The sequence below is a fragment of the Kocuria palustris genome (assembly GCF_016907795.1).
GTDB classification, from domain to species: Bacteria; Actinomycetota; Actinomycetes; order Actinomycetales; family Micrococcaceae; genus Kocuria; species Kocuria palustris.
On sequence record NZ_JAFBCR010000001.1, the window covers coordinates 1,826,788 to 1,844,078 of the forward strand.

The 17,291-nt window shown below is 70.8% G+C and carries 14 protein-coding genes and 1 riboswitch; of the genes, 7 read left to right on the plus strand and 7 right to left on the minus strand.

The window, feature by feature from the left end; genetic code table 11:
* Positions 1–57: 57 nt before the first annotated feature.
* The 3 genes from JOE55_RS08165 to JOE55_RS08175 are packed head-to-tail and all read right to left on the minus strand — an operon-like array spanning position 58 to position 3,499.
* Positions 58–702 carry a LutC/YkgG family protein gene (locus JOE55_RS08165; RefSeq protein WP_204782594.1) on the minus strand — a complete coding sequence of 215 codons (645 nt, stop codon included), beginning with the start codon at positions 700–702 and terminating at the stop codon, positions 58–60.
* Complete coding sequence (locus JOE55_RS08170; RefSeq protein ID WP_024289327.1) at positions 699–2,642, minus strand: LutB/LldF family L-lactate oxidation iron-sulfur protein; 1,944 nt, start codon at positions 2,640–2,642, stop codon at positions 699–701. The genes JOE55_RS08165 and JOE55_RS08170 overlap by 4 nt, the downstream gene beginning before the upstream one ends.
* Positions 2,639–3,499, minus strand: a complete 861-nt coding sequence (locus tag JOE55_RS08175; RefSeq protein ID WP_204782595.1) for a (Fe-S)-binding protein — start codon at positions 3,497–3,499, stop codon at positions 2,639–2,641. Before JOE55_RS08175 ends, JOE55_RS08170 begins: the two co-directional genes overlap by 4 nt.
* 170 nt (positions 3,500–3,669) lie before the next feature.
* Between JOE55_RS08175 and JOE55_RS08180 the strand changes: the two genes are divergently transcribed.
* The 6 genes from JOE55_RS08180 (at position 3,670) to JOE55_RS08205 (ending at position 10,979) form a co-directional block, all read left to right on the plus strand.
* Positions 3,670–5,340, plus strand: coding sequence for an L-lactate permease (locus tag JOE55_RS08180; RefSeq protein ID WP_204782596.1), 1,671 nt, complete (start codon positions 3,670–3,672; stop codon positions 5,338–5,340).
* Between the two features lie 68 nt (positions 5,341–5,408).
* A complete protein-coding gene (locus tag JOE55_RS08185) occupies positions 5,409–6,086 on the plus strand; it encodes a FadR/GntR family transcriptional regulator (protein ID WP_082803451.1) in 678 nt (225 codons plus the stop codon).
* A 171-nt stretch (positions 6,087–6,257) separates the two neighbouring features.
* Positions 6,258–6,800 (plus strand): hypothetical protein, encoded by a 543-nt coding sequence (locus tag JOE55_RS08190; RefSeq protein WP_204782597.1) that lies wholly within the window; start codon positions 6,258–6,260, stop codon positions 6,798–6,800.
* A gap of 305 nt (positions 6,801–7,105) precedes the next feature.
* A riboswitch (cyclic di-AMP (ydaO/yuaA leader) is annotated at positions 7,106–7,276 on the plus strand.
* A gap of 2 nt (positions 7,277–7,278) precedes the next feature.
* Positions 7,279–8,073, plus strand: a complete 795-nt coding sequence (locus JOE55_RS08195; protein ID WP_204782598.1) for a C40 family peptidase — start codon at positions 7,279–7,281, stop codon at positions 8,071–8,073.
* Between the two features lie 369 nt (positions 8,074–8,442).
* On the plus strand, positions 8,443–9,921 hold the full coding sequence (locus JOE55_RS08200; protein ID WP_204782599.1) for a CNNM domain-containing protein: 1,479 nt from the start codon (positions 8,443–8,445) through the stop codon (positions 9,919–9,921).
* Positions 9,921–10,979, plus strand: coding sequence for a hemolysin family protein (locus JOE55_RS08205; RefSeq protein ID WP_061711975.1), 1,059 nt, complete (start codon positions 9,921–9,923; stop codon positions 10,977–10,979). Before JOE55_RS08200 ends, JOE55_RS08205 begins: the two co-directional genes overlap by 1 nt.
* Before the next feature lie 59 nt (positions 10,980–11,038).
* Here JOE55_RS08205 and JOE55_RS08210 read toward each other — a convergent pair whose 3' ends face one another.
* Positions 11,039–12,052 (minus strand): serine hydrolase family protein, encoded by a 1,014-nt coding sequence (locus tag JOE55_RS08210; RefSeq protein ID WP_156479255.1) that lies wholly within the window; start codon positions 12,050–12,052, stop codon positions 11,039–11,041.
* Positions 12,053–12,251: 199 nt separating this feature from the next.
* Between JOE55_RS08210 and JOE55_RS08215 the strand changes: the two genes are divergently transcribed.
* Positions 12,252–14,021, plus strand: coding sequence for an alpha/beta-hydrolase family protein (locus JOE55_RS08215; protein WP_061711977.1), 1,770 nt, complete (start codon positions 12,252–12,254; stop codon positions 14,019–14,021).
* A gap of 9 nt (positions 14,022–14,030) precedes the next feature.
* Here JOE55_RS08215 and JOE55_RS08220 read toward each other — a convergent pair whose 3' ends face one another.
* The 3 genes from JOE55_RS08220 to JOE55_RS08230 form a co-directional block, all read right to left on the minus strand.
* Complete coding sequence (locus tag JOE55_RS08220) at positions 14,031–15,257, minus strand: glycosyltransferase family 4 protein (RefSeq protein ID WP_137803131.1); 1,227 nt, start codon at positions 15,255–15,257, stop codon at positions 14,031–14,033.
* 5 nt (positions 15,258–15,262) lie between these two features.
* A complete protein-coding gene (locus JOE55_RS08225) occupies positions 15,263–16,477 on the minus strand; it encodes an NAD-dependent epimerase/dehydratase family protein (protein WP_204782600.1) in 1,215 nt (404 codons plus the stop codon).
* A 237-nt stretch (positions 16,478–16,714) separates the two neighbouring features.
* On the minus strand, positions 16,715–17,161 hold the full coding sequence (locus tag JOE55_RS08230) for a hypothetical protein (RefSeq protein ID WP_204782601.1): 447 nt from the start codon (positions 17,159–17,161) through the stop codon (positions 16,715–16,717).
* Positions 17,162–17,291 lie beyond the last annotated feature (130 nt).

The window sequence follows — 17,291 nt, forward strand, 5'->3', positions numbered from 1 at the left end:
CAGCGGGCGAGCCCGCCCCGTCCTTCGCCTGCGGAAGTGACGGAGCGGGCTGCGGGCTCAGCTGCGATCGAGCAGGATCACGTCCAGCTGACGCGGGCCGTGCACGCCCTCGACGCGCTCCAGCTCGATGTCCGAGGTCGCGGAGGGCCCCGAGATCATGGTGATCGGGCGGTCCGGGCCGATCCGCTCGAAGGCCTCGGGGATCAGCTCGACCACCGTGTCCAGCCCGACGATGCACACGTGGTGATCGGGCACCAGGCTCAGCGCGCGGCGGCCTTCATCGGGGGCGGAGGAGAGGAAGATCGTGCCGGTCTCGGCGCACGAGACGGTCGAGGAGCTGACCAGCGCATCGATCTGGGCGAGTCCCCGCGCCGTCAGGGGAGCGCCGTCCGGGCCTTCGTCGCGGACCCGGTTCAGGGACTGCGGCAGCCAGGACTCCTCCAGGCCCTCCGGCACGAGCACGGAGCTCTCGCCCAGCAGCGCGGCCAGGCGCCCCGGCAGGGAGGACAGGTCCTCCCGGTGGACCTCGGCCTTGTAGTCGATCAGCCGGTCCTCGAGCATGTCGACGATCTGCTCCCGGGTGAGCTCGGAGCGGCGGCGGTAGCCCCGCGGGATCGGCGGAGCCGCGGGGGAGTCGGCGATCGAGGCCCGGATGCGGGCCAGGATCTCCGTGCGTGCCTCGGACTGCGATGCGGCGCTCATGCCTGCTCCTGGTTCCGGTCGGTGCTGCGGCGGTCGATGCCGAAGGTCAGATCGGCGGGGTCGCCCACGGTGCGCTCGCTGAGCTGGCTGCCCACGACATCGCCCTCCTGGGGGCGCGGCGGGCGGGCGTCGCCGGAGCGGCGGGCGCGCACGGCCTGGGCGGTCGAGCCCCAGGCGGCGCCGTCCTCGGTGCGCCCGGCCAGGGAGGGGCCCTCGACGGGGCGGGGCTGCGGGGCGGAGGCCGGGGCGCTGTCGCCCAGATCCGCGCGCCGACGCTGCTGCGCATCCCCCTCGTTGTCCTGCCACCAGCTGCGGAAGGACTCGCGCGGCATCACGGGGATGTCGCGCTGCTGCGTCCAGCCGCCCAGCACGCCGGGCATCCAGCTCAGCCCGCCCATGGGCCTGACGGCGGCCCGCCCCAGGGGCAGGGCCTTCTCCGCCAGGCGCATCCGGGTGCCCGAGGACATCGCCAGGCCGGCGGCGCGCATGAGCATGTCCATCTGCGAGGGCATGGCCCCCTGCGTCCGGGCCACGGCCCGGCGCAGGAAGGCCCCGGCCGAGCCGGCCGAGCCCGCCTGGGGGGTCTCGGGCATGGCGTGGCGCTGGCTGGCCTCGGGATTGTGCGCGTGCTGATCCAGCACGAGCGCCTCGTAGCGCTCGGCCGTCTCCCGCTGCGTCTTCTCCTCCCGGCGGCGCTCGCCGTGCTTGGTGCGCACGTCCTCGTCGCGCAGGTGGACCAGGATCGACGGGATGTCGATCTTCACGGGGCACACCTCGTAGCAGCGCCCGCACAGCGACGACGCGTACGGCAGCGAGTCGTTCTCCGCGGCGGCCACGCCCGTGAGCTGCGGGGAGAGGATCGCTCCGATGGGCCCGGGGTAGACGGAGCCGTAGGCGTGGCCGCCCGCGTGCTCGTAGACCGGGCAGACGTTGAGGCAGGCGGAGCAGCGGATGCAGCGCAGGGCGTCGCGGCCCGCCGGGTCCGACAGCACGGCCGAGCGCCCGTTGTCCATCAGGATCAGGTGGAACTCCTGCGGCCCGTCGCCCTCGGTCACCCCGGTCCACATGGAGGTGTAGGGGTTCATGCGCTCGCCGGTCGAGGAGCGCGGCAGCAGCTGGGTGAAGACCTCGAGGTCGGAGAACCGCGGCAGCAGCTTCTCGACGCCCATGACGGTGATCAGGGTCTCCGGCAGCGTCAGGCACATGCGCCCGTTGCCCTCGGACTCCACCACCGTGAGGGTGCCGGACTCGGCGATGCCGAAGTTCGCCCCGGAGATCGCCACGGTGGAGTCCAGGAACTTCTCGCGCAGGTAGCGCCGGGAGGCCTCGGCCAGCACGGCGGGCTCGTCGGTCAGCTCGCGGGTCAGCCCGGGCATCTTCCGGGAGAAGATCTCGCGGATCTGGTCGCGGTTCTTGTGGATGGCCGGGACCAGGATGTGCGACGGCTTGTCCTCGCCGAGCTGCACGATCAGCTCCGCCAGGTCGGTCTCGATCGCGCGGATGCCCTCGGAGTCCAGGTGCTCGTTGAGGCCCATCTCCTGGGTGGCCATCGACTTGACCTTGATGACCTCGTCGACGCCCTTGGCCCGCACGAGGTCGGTGACGATGCGATTGGCCTCCTCGGCGTCGCGGGCCCAGTGCACGATGCCGCCGCGGGCGGTCACGTTGGCCTCGAACTGCTCGAGCAGCTCGGGCATGCGCGCGGCGACCTCCTGCTTGACGGCCGCGCCGGCGTCGCGCAGCTCCTCCCAGTCCGGCAGCTCCCCGACGACGCGGTTGCGCTTGGCGCGGATGGTGTGGGTCGCGTGGCCGATGTTGGCGCGCATCTGCTCATCGCGCAGCTCGTCGCGCGCGTGGGCGGGGAAGGGGGACTCCTCGTAGAGGTTGCCCACTCCGTAGGCGGGCGGCATGGACGGCATGCCGAGCTGGACGGCGGTCATCGTGCGGCTCCTTCAGCGGTCTCGACGGCGGGGGCCTCGGCGCGCGGGCCGATCGACGCCGTGCCCTGCGGGATCGAAAGCTCGGCGATGTCGTCGAGCTCGAGGGGGTTCTGGCGGGTGGAGGCCAGGATCTCGGCCAGGTGGACGGTGCGCACCGGCGTCCTGCGGCGGTGCGCGGCTCCCGACAGGTGCAGCAGGCACGAGGCGTCGCCGCCGACGCACAGCTCGGTGTCCGTGCGCTCGATGTTGCGCAGCTTGGCCTCGGCCATGGCGCCGGAGACATCCGGGTTCTTGAAGGAGAACGTGCCGCCGAAGCCGCAGCACTCGTAGGCGTCGGGCAGCTCGACCAGCTCGAGGTCCTGGACGGAGGAGAGCAGCCGGGTCGGTCGATCGCCCAGTCCGAGCAGGCGCAGGCCGTGGCACGACGGGTGGTAGGTGATCCGGTGCGGGAACCACGATCCGAGCTGGGCGCCGGCATCTGTGACGCCGAGGACGTCGGTCAGCAGCTCGGAGAGCTCGTAGGTCCGGCCGGCGACCTCCTCGGCGCGCTGGGCCAGGGCCTCGTCGCCGCACTCCCGGGCGATCATCGGCTGCTGGTGGCCCAGGGAGGCCACGCAGGAGCCGGACGGGGCGACCGCGACGTCGTAGTCGGCGGCGGTGAACGCCTCGACGTGGTTGCGCACGACGGGCAGCGCGCCGTCGATGTAGCCGCTGTTGACGTGCATCTGGGAGCAGCAGCCCTGCCCCGGCGGGAAGATCACCTCGTGGCCGAGGCGCTCCAGCACGCGGACGGTGGCCAGCGCGACCTTGGGGTACATCGCATCGACGATGCAGGTGGCGAACAGTGCGATCCTCATGGGCCCTCCCGGATGCTCTTCTCCTGACGCGACCGCGATGTGATGCGCATCATGTACAGTCTCGTCAGGATCGTGTGGTCAGACCATACCTGAAACGTGACTCCCGTCGCACCGGAGACCGCTGTCGATCCCGTCAGTCCCCTCCTTCCTCTCACTCTCCGGAGGTCCTCGTGGACACCTACACAGCTCAGGTGGACGCCGTCGGCGGCAGTCTCGGCCTCTCTGCCCTCGTCGGTCTGATCCCGCTCGTCGTCTTCTTCATCTGCCTGGTCGGGCTCAAGCGCAGCGCCTGGCTCTCGGGCCTGATCGCCCTGGCCTCGGCGCTGCTGGCCGCCGTGCTCGGCTTCGGCATGCCCGCCGGCCTGGCGCTGCTGACGGCCACCCAGGGAGCGGCCTTCGGCCTGTTCCCGATCGTATGGATCGTCGTGATGGCACTGTGGTTCTACCAGGTGACCGTCGCGGCCGGGCGGTTCGAGGACATGCGCTCGATCTTCGACTCGATCGGCGGCGGCGACGTCCGCATCCAGGCGATCCTCATCGCCTTCTGCTTCGGCGGCCTCCTCGAGGCGCTCGCCGGCTTCGGCGCCCCCGTGGCCATCACGGCCACCATGATCATGGCGATCGGGCTCAAGCCGCTGAAGACCGCCACCGTCGTGCTGATCGCCAACACCGCCCCGGTCGCCTTCGGCGCCGTGGCCATCCCGATCACCACCGCCGGGCGCCTGACCGGCATCGACGCCGCGCACATCGGCGCGATCGTCGGGCACCAGGCCCCGTTCTTCGCGCTCGTGGTCCCCATGTTCCTGCTGCTGCTGATCGACGGCATGCGCGGCGTGCGCGATGCCTGGCCGGCGGCCCTGGTCATCGGCGGCTCGTTCGCCGTGGCCCAGTGGTGGACCTCCGTGCACTTCTCCTATGAGCTCACCGACGTCGTCGCCGCCCTCGTGGGCCTGGCCGCAGCCGTCGTGCTGCTGCGCTTCTGGCGCCCCCGCGGTGCCCTGGAGGCCAAGGACCGCCTGGGCATCGAGCACGCGGACTCCGTCTCCGAGCTGACCCCGGCCCGTGTGTGGATGGCCGTGCTGCCCTATGTCCTGGTGGTCGTGGTCTTCGGCATCGCCAAGCTGTGGACCACAGGGGTCGACATCCCCGCCGCCCTGGCCGCGACCGACGTCAAGATCCCCTGGCCGGGGCTGGACGGCCATCTGGTCAACGCCGCCGGAGAGCCGATCGCTGCGACGGTCTACACCTTCCAGTGGCTGTCCTCGCCGGGCACCCTGCTGCTGATCACCGGGCTGCTCGTCACGGTGATCTACTCCGTGTTCACGCACGGCGGCCGCTTCCCCATGACGATCGGCAAGGGGCTGCGGGAGATCGCGGCCTGCATGTACAAGATGCGGTTCTCCGCGCTGACGATCGTCTCTGTGCTGGCGCTGGCCTACGTCATGAACTTCTCCGGGCAGACCCTGGCGATCGGCACGTTCGTGGCCGGGCTGGGCGCGGCCTTCGCGTTCTTCTCCCCGGTGCTCGGCTGGGTCGGCACCGCAGTGACCGGGTCGGACACCTCGGCCAATGCGCTGTTCTCCAACCTCCAGCAGACGGCCGCCGAGGGCGCCGGGCTGGATCCCGCGCTCATGGTCGCCTCGAACACGACCGGCGGCGTGGTCGGCAAGATGATCTCGCCTCAGTCCCTGGCCATCGCCGCCACCGCGGTGAGCATGCCGGGCAAGGAGTCGGAGATCTTCAAGAAGGTGCTTCCCTGGTCCGTGGGCATGCTGCTGGCGCTGTGCCTGCTGGTCTTCCTGCAGTCCAACGTCCTGGCCTGGATGCTGCCGGTCCAGTGACGGACGCGCAGGCCCGGCTGCGACCACTCGCCCCGGGGGCGCATCGCCCCCGGGGCGCCGCGCACTCGGTGGTCCTCGAGTGGGTCGAGGGCCGGCTGCGCGACGGCGAGCTGTCGGTGGGCGACAAGCTGCCCGCCGAGAGGGCCATGGCGGAGCAGTTCGAGATCTCGCGGGCCTCCGTGCGCGAGGGCATCCGCGTGCTCGATGCCCTCGGCCTGGTCTCCAGCGAGGTGGGCTCGGGGCCCCGGTCCGGGGCCACTGTCGTGTCCGAGCCGTCGCACGCCCTGGCCTGGGCCCTGCGGATGCACGTGGCCACGCAGGCGCTGCCCATGGCCGACATCGTCGACATGCGCGTCCTGCTGGAGACCCAGTCCATGCAAAGTGCGGGCAGGTCCGACCCTCCGGTGCGCGAGGAGATCTGCGGCCGAGCGCGGCGGATCCTGCAGCGCATGGACGAAGGCGTGTCCGAGGAGCTCTTCCACGCCCTCGACGCGGAGTTCCACGTGACCCTCGGCGAGCTGTCCTGCAACGTCGTGATGGTGACCATGCTGACGTCGCTGCGCACGGCAGTGGTCGGCTATGTGGCCGAGGGTGTGGCACGGATCGAGGACTGGCCGAAGCTGCGGCGTCGGCTGCAGGCGCAGCACTGGGAGATCCTCGAGGCCGCCACCCGCGGCGATCATGCGGCCGCGGCCGAGCTGCTGCGCGAGCACATCCTCGACTTCCAGGCGGCGGTCGCCTCCTGAGCGCTGCGCGGACATCGCCCCAGGTGAATGCGGGGTGAACGTCCGAGGGAGGAAATGTGGGCCGTCGTCTTCCCCCCGGTCATCACCATGGTGTGAGCTGGGAGATGTCCGCCTCGGGGCCGCTGATCCGCAGCGAACGCCCCCAACGACGACATCGAGGAGACCACCACCATGCGTCGCACTTCCGTCCTGACCGCCTCTGCCCTCCTGATCGGCCTGGGAGCCGCCTCCGCCGCTCCGGCCATGGCCGCCCCGGCCCCGACAGAGACCGGCCGCACGGTCACCACCACCTCGAGCGAGCGCTTCTACTCCGAGCGCACCACCACCCAGGGCGACTACAAGTTCTCGGACGTCTACTCGGACAGCTTCTCCGAGCGCAAGGTCGAGTCTCAGTACGAGCGCACCGGCGCCGATCCGCTGCGCACCAAGAACGTCCAGTCCGAGTCCAAGGCCGAGTCCTGGAACGAGATCACGGAGCAGGACGCCGACAACTACTACAACACCTACTTCGGCGACCGCGTGACCGAGCGTCACGCCGAGCGCTACTCCGAGGACGCCAAGGGGTACTCCTCGGACCTCTTCGACTCCTCGTTCGGCTACTCGTGGGATGAGACCGCCGAGGGCTACGCCGACAGCCCCGAGGGCCAGAACGTGGACTTCTGGGAGAACGAGTGGGACGAGTCCACCGAGGACTCCTCCTGGGGCACCTGGTGAGCTCTGCCAGGTGACCGGCGGTGATCTGACCGTGACCTCACGGTGATCTGCCGCTGGATCACGACACTGCTCAACTGTGGCGGGTCTCATGCGAAGGCCCCGCATCGATCTCGGCATGCCTCATCTGACCTGGGGCGATGCTGGAAGATGCGGGGCCTTCGTCGCGCCCGAGGCGGGCTACGAGGGCAGTTGCGGACGCCGTCACGTTATTTTCCCGTGACAAACCGTGACCTGTTCGTTACTGTTCTACCCGTGCCGCTCGGACGGGCGGCGCTCCCGAGCGGATCGCCGCATCCTGCTGCCGCTCGGCGAAGATCCCTAAACGGACCTGGCAGGAACGGGGGAACCACTTCCCGGCTCGCGAGAACACGCGGGCCTTGGGGTGAAGCCGAGGCTGTCCACCCATTCCGAGCCTCGGCCGGATCCATCGGATCCGCACCCGACAGCTCACCCCGTAGGCACACTGGAGGAAACAGCCATGCAGAACATCACCACCGCCGCCCGTCGCACCGGCCTCGGCCTCGCAGTCGCCGGCTTCGCCGCCGCCGCCACCATCGCTCCGGCCTCGGCTGCCCCGACCACCTACTCCGGCGACCTGCCCGCCTCCTGGGCCGGGCTCGACAACGCCGCCGCCGCTGCCGCCGGCTGGAACTTCTCCTGGACGCTCGATGCCAACGGCAACGCGACCTACACCTACGGCAACGGCCCGGTCGCCGCTTCGTCGGCCCCGGCCGCCGCTGCCCCGGCCGCCTCCTCGGCTCCGGCTGCGTCCGCCGCTTCGTCGGCCTCCGCCGACTCGGCCTCCGCCGACTCGGCTCCGGCCGCCTCCTCGGCTTCGACCTCCTCGGCTTCGACCTCCTCGGCTCCGGCCGCTTCCGCCGCCTCGAACGACGTCTCGACCCAGTCGGTCGGCTCGTCCGCCTCGAGCTCGGCCTCGGCTTCGACCTCGGGCGTCACCGGCACCGCCACGTCCTACCAGGGCGCCGGCTACGTCTGGGGCGGCACCACCCCGTCCGGCTGGGACTGCTCCGGCTTCGTCCAGTACGTCTACGCCCAGAACGGCATCGACCTGCCCCGCACCGCGGCTGCGCAGGGCGCTGCCGGGACCCCGACCTCCAACCCGCAGCCGGGCGACCTGGTCATCCAGAACGGCGGCTCGCACGTCGGAATCTACCTGGGCAACGGCCAGATGATCTCGGCCCTGAACCCGAGCCAGGGCACCCAGGTGCACGCCGTCTCGGCCATGTCGACCGATTACTACGCCTCCTTCTGAGCCGCACAGCGACTCTGATCGAGCAGCCTCTCGGAGAGAGGGCTGAGTGATCGCACCGCCCGTGGGCGGCGGACCTTCCGGGTCCGCCGCCCACGGGCGTCTGCGCACCCGCGCAGCGCCCGCACCCGCCCAGCTGTCCGACGACGGCGCCCGTGCGGCGCTGCGCACAGATGCTCCCGTACCCGTGACACGACCCCTTACACTGAATCCCATGCCTTCTGACACCACCTGGGGCGCCCCCGATACCCACCGGGCCATGAGCTCGGATGATGCGGAGTATCGAAGTAGCGCTTCCGCCGCCGGGCACTCGCCCCGCTGCCTGTCCCGTCCTGATCGAGCCTCGAACGACCTCTGGGCGGTGAGGCGCAGGTGAGCCCCCTCGTCGCAGCCCTCGTCCTGCTGGTCGTCCTCCTGCTGCTGGTGCTCGGCAACGCGCTGTTCGTCGCGGTCGAGTTCTCCTACCTGACGATCAACCGCAACGAGATCCGCGCCCGGATCCAGGCCGGCGACCGCAAGGCCGAAGCACTGGACAGGGCTCTGAGCCGGACGTCCACGAACCTCTCCGGCGCGCAGCTCGGCATCACGGTCACGAGCCTGATCGCCGGCTACCTCACGGCCCCGTCGGTCGGCGTGCTGCTGAGCTCGCTGTTCGGCATCACCGGTCTGCCCGAGCATGTCGTCGCCTTCGCCGGCACCACGGGTGCGTTCATCATCGTCACGTTCGTGCAGATGGTCTTCGGCGAGCTGGTGCCCAAGAACTGGGCCATCGCCGAGCCCTCGAAGGTCGCGGACCTCGTGGTCCGCCCGCAGAACGTCTTCATGTTCGTCTTCGGCTGGCTGGTGAGCCTGCTCAACGCCTCGGCCAACCAGATCCTGCGCTGGCTGGGCTTCGACCCCCGCGAGGAGGTCGCCAACGCCCGCAGCTCCCAGGAGCTGGCCGCCGTCGTCTCCCGCTCCGGGGAGGAGGGCACGCTCGATGCCGCCACGGCGGAGCTCGTGGCCCGCTCGATCGAGTTCGGCCACCGCACGGCCGCGGATGTGATGACGCCGCGCCCGCGCGTGAACTTCGTCGAGGATGAGACCGTGGCCGAGCTGCTCGAGCTCGTCGCCTCCACAGGCCACTCCCGATTCCCGGTGGTGGGCGAGTCCGTGGACGACATCGTGGGCGTCGTGCACTTCAAGCACGCGCTGGCGGTGCCCTACGACCAGCGCCGCACGACCGCCGCTCGGGAGATCGCCCACCCCGTGGAGGCCGTGTCCGAATCCATGACGCTGGATCCGCTGATGCGCGAGCTGCGTCAGCCCGGCCTGCAGATGGCGATCGTGGTCGACGAGTACGGCGGCACCGCCGGGATCGTGACGCTCGAGGACCTGATCGAGGAGATCGTCGGCGAGATCGACGACGAGCAGGACACCACCCTGGCCAAGTACCGCAGGCGCCGCGACGGCTCGATCGTCGTCGCCGGCCTGCTGCGCCCGGACGAGCTCGGGGACATCGTCAAGCTCGACGTCCCCGAGGGCGAGGAGACCGACACCATCGGCGGACTGATCGCCGAGATGCTTGATCGCATGCCCGAGGTCGGGGACCAGGTCCAGCTCGAGTGCACCGATCGCGAGCACAAGGACGAGGACGGCCTCCCCATCCCGGCGCGGCTCTTGCTCAAGGTGGCCAAGATGGATCAGTACCGGGTCGAGCGCGTGGTCGTGGTCCGGCTCGCCCAGGAGCCCGAGGACGACGACGACCCCGATGAGGAGCCCGTCCGCTACGAGACGGTCGAGGAGGACGGCATGGCCGATAACCAGGACGCCGGCCTCGACACCGCGCTCAAGGACGGGGGTGAGCGCTGATGGACGGCTTCGCTGCGATTCTCATCCTGATCCTGCTGCTGCTCGGCAACGCCTACTTCGTGGCCGCCGAGTTCGCCATGGTCTCGGCCCGCCGCGAGCAGCTCGAGCCGCGCGCCGCCGACGGCTCCCGCGGCGCCCGCATGGCGCTGAAGGGCATCGAGGACGTCTCCACGTCCCTGGCCGCGACCCAGCTCGGCATCACGGCCTGCTCGCTGCTCATCGGCTCCGTCGGCGAGCCCGCGATCGCGGCCATGATCGAACCGCTGTTCGAGGCCGTCGGCGTGCCCGAGTTCCTGATCCACCCGATTGCCCTGGTGATCGCGCTGATCATCGTGACCTTCCTGCACATGGTGGTCGGCGAGATGGTGCCCAAGAACATCTCCATCGCCCAGCCGGCGGCTGCGGCGCTGCTGCTGGGGCCCGTGCTGCGGGTCTTCGTGATCGTGCTGCGTCCGTTCATCTGGCTGATGAACGCCACCGCGAACCTGGTGGTGCGTCACGTGCTGCGCGCCGTGCCCAAGGACGAGGTCTCCTCGACCTTCACCTCCGTGGAGGTGGCCGGCTTCGTGGAGGAGTCCGGTCGCGAGGGCCTGCTGGACCCCGATGAGATCGGGCTGCTGACCGGGGCGCTGGAATTCGAGCGGCTCACCGCCGCGGACGTCGCGATCCCCCTCGAGCAGATCCGCACCGTCTCCGTGGACGCCACCCCGGCGCAGATCGAGCAGCTCTGCGTGGAGACTGGATTCTCCCGGTTCCCCGTGGTGGGCGGCGACGGCAGCCTGGAGGGCTACATCCACACCAAGGACATCCTGGCGGTGCCCGGCGAAGCGCGCCACGAGGTCTTCGACGCCTCGATCGTGCACTCGCTGGGCCGGGTGCCGGAAGACGCCAAGCTGCAGGCTGTCATGCGCCGCATGCAGGCCACGCAGGCGCATCTGGCGCTCGTGGAGTCGAGCGGGGACGGCGGTCAGAACCAGCGGGCGATCGTGGCGCTCGAGGACGTCCTCGAGGAGCTCGTGGGCGAGGTCCTCGACGCCACCACGCCGGAGACCGACTGATCCTTCTCTGCCCAGTCCGGGCGGGGCCGGGGAGGTCCCCAGCGAGCGGCCGGGAGCTGTCAGCTCCCGGCCGTCTGCATGCCCGCGTGGGCCATGGCGTCCAGGGCGCTGAAGCCGCACTCGGCGCTGGGGGCGTCCTCGAGCAGGACCACCATCTCCAGATCGGTGCCCTGCACTGTGGCGTATCCGGCCGTGCCCGCGCTCCAGAGCCCGGAGTCGTCGTCGGCGATCCAGCCGTTCTTCACGTGCACGTCGTCGGCGGCCGGGTCCTCCAGCGGCAGGGCGAGGGAGCCGACGCCGAAGTCCTTGGACTCGTCCGGCGTCTGCCGCCCGGGGGCGGGCACGGCCATGAGCTCGGTGACGGTGCTGACGTCGTCCGCGTCCAGCCCCTCGGGCGGGTCCTGCAGGGCGGCGAGCAGCCTGAGCTGGTCGTCGACGGAGGTGGGATTCAGCCCCGGCAAGTCGGTCTCGGCTCCGTTGTCCATGCCGAGGAGGTCGTCCATCTCCTGCAGCGCCGCCTGCTGCTCGAGCGGGGTCGCGCCGAGCCCGCCGTAGAGCTGGGAGGCGGCGTCGTTGTCGCTGTAGACCAGGGCGGTATCGATCAGGGCGAGGTCCTGTTCCGTGGGCTCCTGGCCGGATTCACGCAGAGTCGTCAGATAGGCGAGGGCCACGGGGACCTTCGAAAGGCTCGCCGAGGGATACGTGCGCTCCCCGCCCGCGGTGGTGTTCTCGCCGCCGGACACCCGGACGCCCATGCTCGCCGTCAGGCCCAGATCCTTCTCGGCGCCGTCCACGGCTGCCTGGAGGACGTCGCGGTCCGAGGCACCGGGGGCTGCGTCCAGCCAGGCGAGCTCAGGGGTCTGCCGGCCCTCTGCGGTGCCGTCGGCTAGGCAGGTGCCGGTCAGATCGGTGCGCAGCTGCTCCGAGCGCTCTGTCGGCTCGCCGGAGCGCGCGGGGGCCTCGCCGGAGGCCGCGCCGGACTCCTCATCGGAGCCGCCCGCGGAGCCGCACCCGGCCAGGAGCCCGACGAGCAGCGGGACCGTGAGGGCCAGTGTCAGGTGCCTGCGGGACATGCGGGACATGCGGGGCCTTTCGGGGAGTCGTGCTGTGCACGTTCGGGATCCGGTGCGCGCGAACGAGGATACGGGTGCCGCCTGGCAGCGGGATGATGTCCCGCTGAATCCACTCCATCGCATCCAGGCAGCTGCCGCGACCGTCGCGCCGGAGGTTACGCCGCCCCTCAAGAGGGGCCGGGATCCATAGGATGGCCGGGTGCGCTACTCGTTCCGCCCTCCGATCCACCGCCCGGGAGACGTCCGACAGCCATGGTTCAACCGCGCCGGCCTGGTGCTGGGTCTCGGGGCGTCCTGGGTGTCCCTGTCCCCGTCGCTCGTGCCCCGGACCTGGTGGATGACCGCTGCCTCGGTGGCCACGAACCAGCTGGGCGGCTACGCCCTGGGAGTCGGCCTGCACAACCTCGGGCTGCGGCTGGGCGAGTGCCCCACACCGGGCATCCGGCGTGCGGTCACCGACTTCCGCAGCCGCACGGATCCCGCCCGGCGCCGTGGGCGGCTGCACCCCCTGACGGCGGCGCTGATCGGCGGGGCGTCGGCGGTCACCGCGGCGGCTCTGGCTCGCTCGGCGGGGGCGCAGCGGCGGACCTCCGAGCTCGTCGAGACCCGCGACGGCGGCCCGCGAGCCCATGTGATCGGCTACGCCGTGGGCACGTCATGGTGGCTCGGGGGCGTGGCCTTCGGCTGGGTCATGCACTGGATCCGCTCCACGGTCGCAGGCGGCGTGCGCTTCATCTCGCGGGATCTCGTGGGCCCGGGCCTGGCCTCGGTCGCCGGCCTCGGCGCGGTGGCGCTGACCAACCGCCTGCTGATCGCGCAGATCGCCCGGCGCATGGTTCGCCGCGCAACGATCGCCAATCGCCGCTGGGCCGACGGCCGCCGTCGTCCCGCGGAGCCCGAGCGCTCGGGCGGGCCGGGCTCGAGCGAGTCCTATGACGTCCTGGGCACGCACGGGCAGGCCTTCGTGGCCGACGGGCCTCGGGCGGCGGATCTCGAGCGCCTGCGGCTCAGCCCGCAGACCGCTGCCGGGCAGCACCGGGAGCCGATCCGTGTCTTCGCCGGCAAGATCGCCCATGACAGCCTCGAGGACGCCGCCGATGCCGTGGTGGCCGAGCTGCACCGCACCGGAGCGTTCGAGCGCGGCGTGCTCGTGCTGCTCACCGGCACGGGGACGGGCTGGATCCAGGACTGGACCCCGGCGAGCGTCGAGTACCTGACCGGCGGCGACTGCGCGAGCGCCACCCTGCAGTACTCATTCGCGCCGTCGGGACTCGCTTTCGTGGTGGATCGGCAGGGTGCCCGACGCGCCGGCCGCGTCCTCTTCGAGCGCGTGCGCCGGGAGCTCGACAGCCTCCCTGCCCAGCAGCGGCGGCCCCGGCTGTTCGCGGCGGGGGAGTCGCTCGGGGCCTATGGCGGGCACGGCGCCTTCGCCAGCATCCACGAGATGCTGTCGTCGGTCGATGGCGCCGTGTGGTCCGGCACGCCGCGGGCCACTCGGCTGTGGTCGCGGATCGTGGAGGATCGGGACGAGGGCAGCACCGAGATCCTGCCCGTGTACCGCAGCGGGGCGCACGTGCGCTTCGCGAATCGGCCCCAGGACCTCGATCTGGATCCCTCGGGAGCCCGGTACGGACCGTGGCGGCGTCCGCGGATCGCCTACCTGCAGCATGCCTCGGATCCCGTGGTGTGGTGGTCCCCGGCGCTGATCTGGCGGCGGTTCGACTGGATCGAGGAGCTGCGCCGTCGCCCCGCCCCCGACGTCATCACCACGCTGCGCTGGCTGCCCTGGGTGACGTTCTGGCAGATCACCACCGACATGCCGCGCTCGATAGAGATCCCCGGCGGCCACGGGCACAGCTACCACGGTGAGCAGGTCCGAGCGTGGGCATGGGTGCTGGGCATCGAGCTCAGTGCGGCCCAGGAGCAGGCCGTCATCGTCAGGATCGCCTCGCGCGTGCGCCCGCACTGAGCGGGCGGCTCAGGGCAGCAGGTCGGTGTACTTCCGGATGGCAGGGGGCAGCCGCAGAGCGCGCTGATCGGCGGCGCCCACGAGCTTGAGCATGGGACCGGCCGGCACGTGATCGCGCCAGTGGCGCTCGATCGCCTCGGTGTAGAAGTCCACCAGGGCCTCCGTCGAGGCCCTCCAGGAGTGCTTGAGCGCCTCGTCGCGGGCGGCCTGGGCCATCCGCGCACGGCGCTGCGGGTCCTCGAGCAGACCCCGCAGCGCCTCGGTGAGCTGGTCGGCGTCCCCGGGCTCCACCAGGTGCCCGGTCACGCCCTCGTCGATCACGAAGGGGATGCCGCCGGCACGCGCGCCGACCACGGGGACGCCGGAGGCGAAGGCCTCCAGGGCCACCAGGCCGAGGGTCTCGGAGCGCGACGGGAAGGCGAAGACGTCCGCGGAGGCGTAGGCCTGGGCGAGCTCGAGACCGGACATGTACCCGGTGAACACGGTGTTCGTCCCGGCGAACTGCTCCTGCAGCGCCTCCTTGTGCGGGCCGGAGCCCACGATCGCCAAGCGCGCCTGGGGCAGGCGGCGGATCGGCTCGAGCAGCTCGTCGAGGTTCTTCTCCTTGGAGACTCGCCCCACGTAGACGATCAGCGGGGCCTCGGGGTGCCCGTCGCTGAGGCGCTCGCGCATGGCGCGGTCCGCGTTCTCGGGCGTGTAGGCCACGGTGTCGACGCCCTTGGGCCACAGGTCGACATCCTGGATGCCGACCGTCCGGGCCCGTTCCACCATGGGCCCGGAGGTGCACAGATTCAGCTCGGCCTGGTTGTGCAGCCACCGGATCCACGACTCCGACGGGTGCCGCAGCAGGTTCAGGCCCAGGGCCTCCGTGTAGTGCGGGACGTCCGTGTGGAACGAGGCCAGCAGCGGCAGGTTGCGCCGGCGAGCCGAGAGCACGCCGTAGGCCGAGAGCCACACCGGGTTCACGGCGTGGACGATGTCCGGTTCGAACTCGGCCATCCGGGTCGCGATGCGCCCGGTGGGCAGGCCCACCCTGATCTCGGGGTACCAGGGCTTGAACGACAGCGAGCGGACGCTGTGCACGCGGTGCCCGGCGTACTGCGTCGGCGGGTGCCCCGGAGCGAAGACCTCGACCTCGTGGCCGAGCTGCTCCAGCTGCTCCATGGTCCGCATGATGCGGGTGACGACGCCGTCGATCTTCGGCAGGAAGACCTCGGTGAACAGCGCGATGCGCAAGCTGCTCAGCTGCCCTGCGACTCGTGGGCCACGGAGGCCGGGACACCGGCCCGGGTGCGCCGGTTCCACAGCGAGCGCGCGGGGATCTTGGAGAGGTCCGCGCGGTGGGCGTAGCGTTTGGCGGTCTCCTCGACCTCGTGCAGCAGGCCCTCGGACAGGGTGGTCGGCTGCAGGCCGAGTTCCAGGAAGGTGTCGTTGGTGACGTGCAGCTCGTTCTCCGCCGACTCCTGGCGCGGGTTGGGCACCATCTCCACGGCGGCCCCGGAGATGCGGGCGATCAGCTCGGCCAGGTCGCGGACGCGGTGCGTCTCGGTCATCTGGTTGAGGATCTTGACGCGCTCGCCGGGGGCCGGGGAGTTCTCGAGGGCCAGCTCGACGCAGCGCACCATGTCCTGGACGTGGATGAACGCGCGGGTCTGCCCGCCGGTGCCGTGGACCGTCAGCGGGTAGCCCACCGCCGCCTGCATGAGGAAGCGGTTGAGCACCGTGCCGTAGTCGCCGTCGTAGTCGAAGCGGTTGATCAGCCGCTCGTCGCGCTGGGTCTCGGCGGTCGTGGTGCCCCAGATAATGCCCTGGTGTAGGTCGGTGATCCGCAGCTGGTCGTTCTTGGCGTAGAACGCGAAGAGCAGCTGGTCCAGCGACTTGGTCATGTGGTAGATCGAGCCCGGGTTGGTCGGGTACAGGATCTGCTGCTGGATCGGCTCCTGCTCCTCGTGCGGGATCTCTACATCCAGGTAGCCCTCGGGGATCTTCATCCCGGCGGTGCCGTAGCCGTAGACGCCCATGGTGCCCAGGTGGACCACGTGGACGTCGCGCTCGGACTCGACGATCGCCGCGAGCAGGTTGTGCGTGGCCGACACGTTGTTGTCCACGGTGTAGCGCTTGGTGCGCGAGCTCTTCATGGAGTACGGCGCCGCACGCTGCTCGGCGAAGTGCACGACGGCGTCCGGCTGGTCCTCGCTGATCAGCTGCAGCAGGCCCTCGTAGTCCTCGGCGACATCGAGGTGGTGGTGCTCGATGACCTTGCCGGAGACCTCGGTCCAGGCGCGCAGGCGCTCGACGAGCGGGCGGATCGGGGTCAGCGACTGCGCGCCGAGCTCGTCGTCGATCCGACGGCGGGACATGTTGTCCACGGTGATGACGTCGTGACCTCGCTCCGAGAGGTGCAGGGCGGCAGGCCAGCCGCAGAATCCGTCGCCGCCGAGGATCGCAATCTTCACGTCATCTCCGTTTCCGTGCGCCTCTCGGCGCGGGGATCGGAAGGATCACGACGCCGAGCCGAGCGGGCTGGTGCTGTAGAAGGTCGTCGTCCACCCTGCAACCCCGGAATGAACCGACGGTGAACGAGCGGCATGCGAGGGCTGGTGCGCTCGAGCCGCCCGCGGGAGGGGGGACCTCCTGATTGTGTCATCTGCCTCCGACGGGTGCGCAGAGCGACGGCTCCGGCGCGGGCCGGATCAGGCCGGGAGCCGGCTCTCTCGGAGGCTCAGGGTCTTCTCCGCTCGGGCGGCCGGTGCGGGCTCCGGGCCCAGGAGCTGCTGGCGGACCTCTTCCGTGGGCAGGGACTCGCCTGGGGCGATGAACACCGAGGCCAGGTCCTGGACGTCGCACGGGGTCAGGCCCTTGGAGGTGGGCTCCCAGCCCTCCGGGATGAGGTGGCGCTGCTGCGTGCCGCACTTCTGGCAGAAGTACTCGACGCGTCCGCCGGAGCGGACCGCGCAGCGCAGCACGCGGCCCATGATCCGTCGCAGCCCCGGGACGCGGCTGCGCTTGCGGGTGGAGGGCAGGAAGACCCGGAACTTGAGGTAGAGATCGGTGGTGCACTCATGGCACATGGGGGAGCGGGGCGTCTTGTGGTATTGGGGAGATCCCAGCCGGCCCAGTCTGGTGCTCGTGACAGTCACTGCTGCTCCTGCGCTGATCGTCGGAATTGCGGGGAAAGGTCTCCGACGTCATCGTGGTGCGACCCGAGTCCAGATTAGGCGATCCGCTGTGCCGCGTACAGACCCACCGGGGGAAGCGGAGCTGTCTCTC

Bases quoted from the DNA above. Each gene is read 5' to 3' on its own strand.
- JOE55_RS08165 (WP_204782594.1), bottom strand. From the start codon at position 702: ATGAGCGCCGCATCGCAGTCCGAGGCACGCACGGAGATCCTGGCCCGC.
- JOE55_RS08210 (WP_156479255.1), bottom strand. From the start codon at position 12,052: ATGTCCCGCAGGCACCTGACACTGGCCCTCACGGTCCCGCTGCTCGTC.
- JOE55_RS08205 (WP_061711975.1), top strand. From the start codon at position 9,921: ATGGACGGCTTCGCTGCGATTCTCATCCTGATCCTGCTGCTGCTCGGC.
- JOE55_RS08195 (WP_204782598.1), top strand. From the start codon at position 7,279: ATGCAGAACATCACCACCGCCGCCCGTCGCACCGGCCTCGGCCTCGCA.
- JOE55_RS08170 (WP_024289327.1), bottom strand. From the start codon at position 2,642: ATGACCGCCGTCCAGCTCGGCATGCCGTCCATGCCGCCCGCCTACGGA.
- JOE55_RS08190 (WP_204782597.1), top strand. From the start codon at position 6,258: ATGCGTCGCACTTCCGTCCTGACCGCCTCTGCCCTCCTGATCGGCCTG.
- JOE55_RS08175 (WP_204782595.1), bottom strand. From the start codon at position 3,499: ATGAGGATCGCACTGTTCGCCACCTGCATCGTCGATGCGATGTACCCC.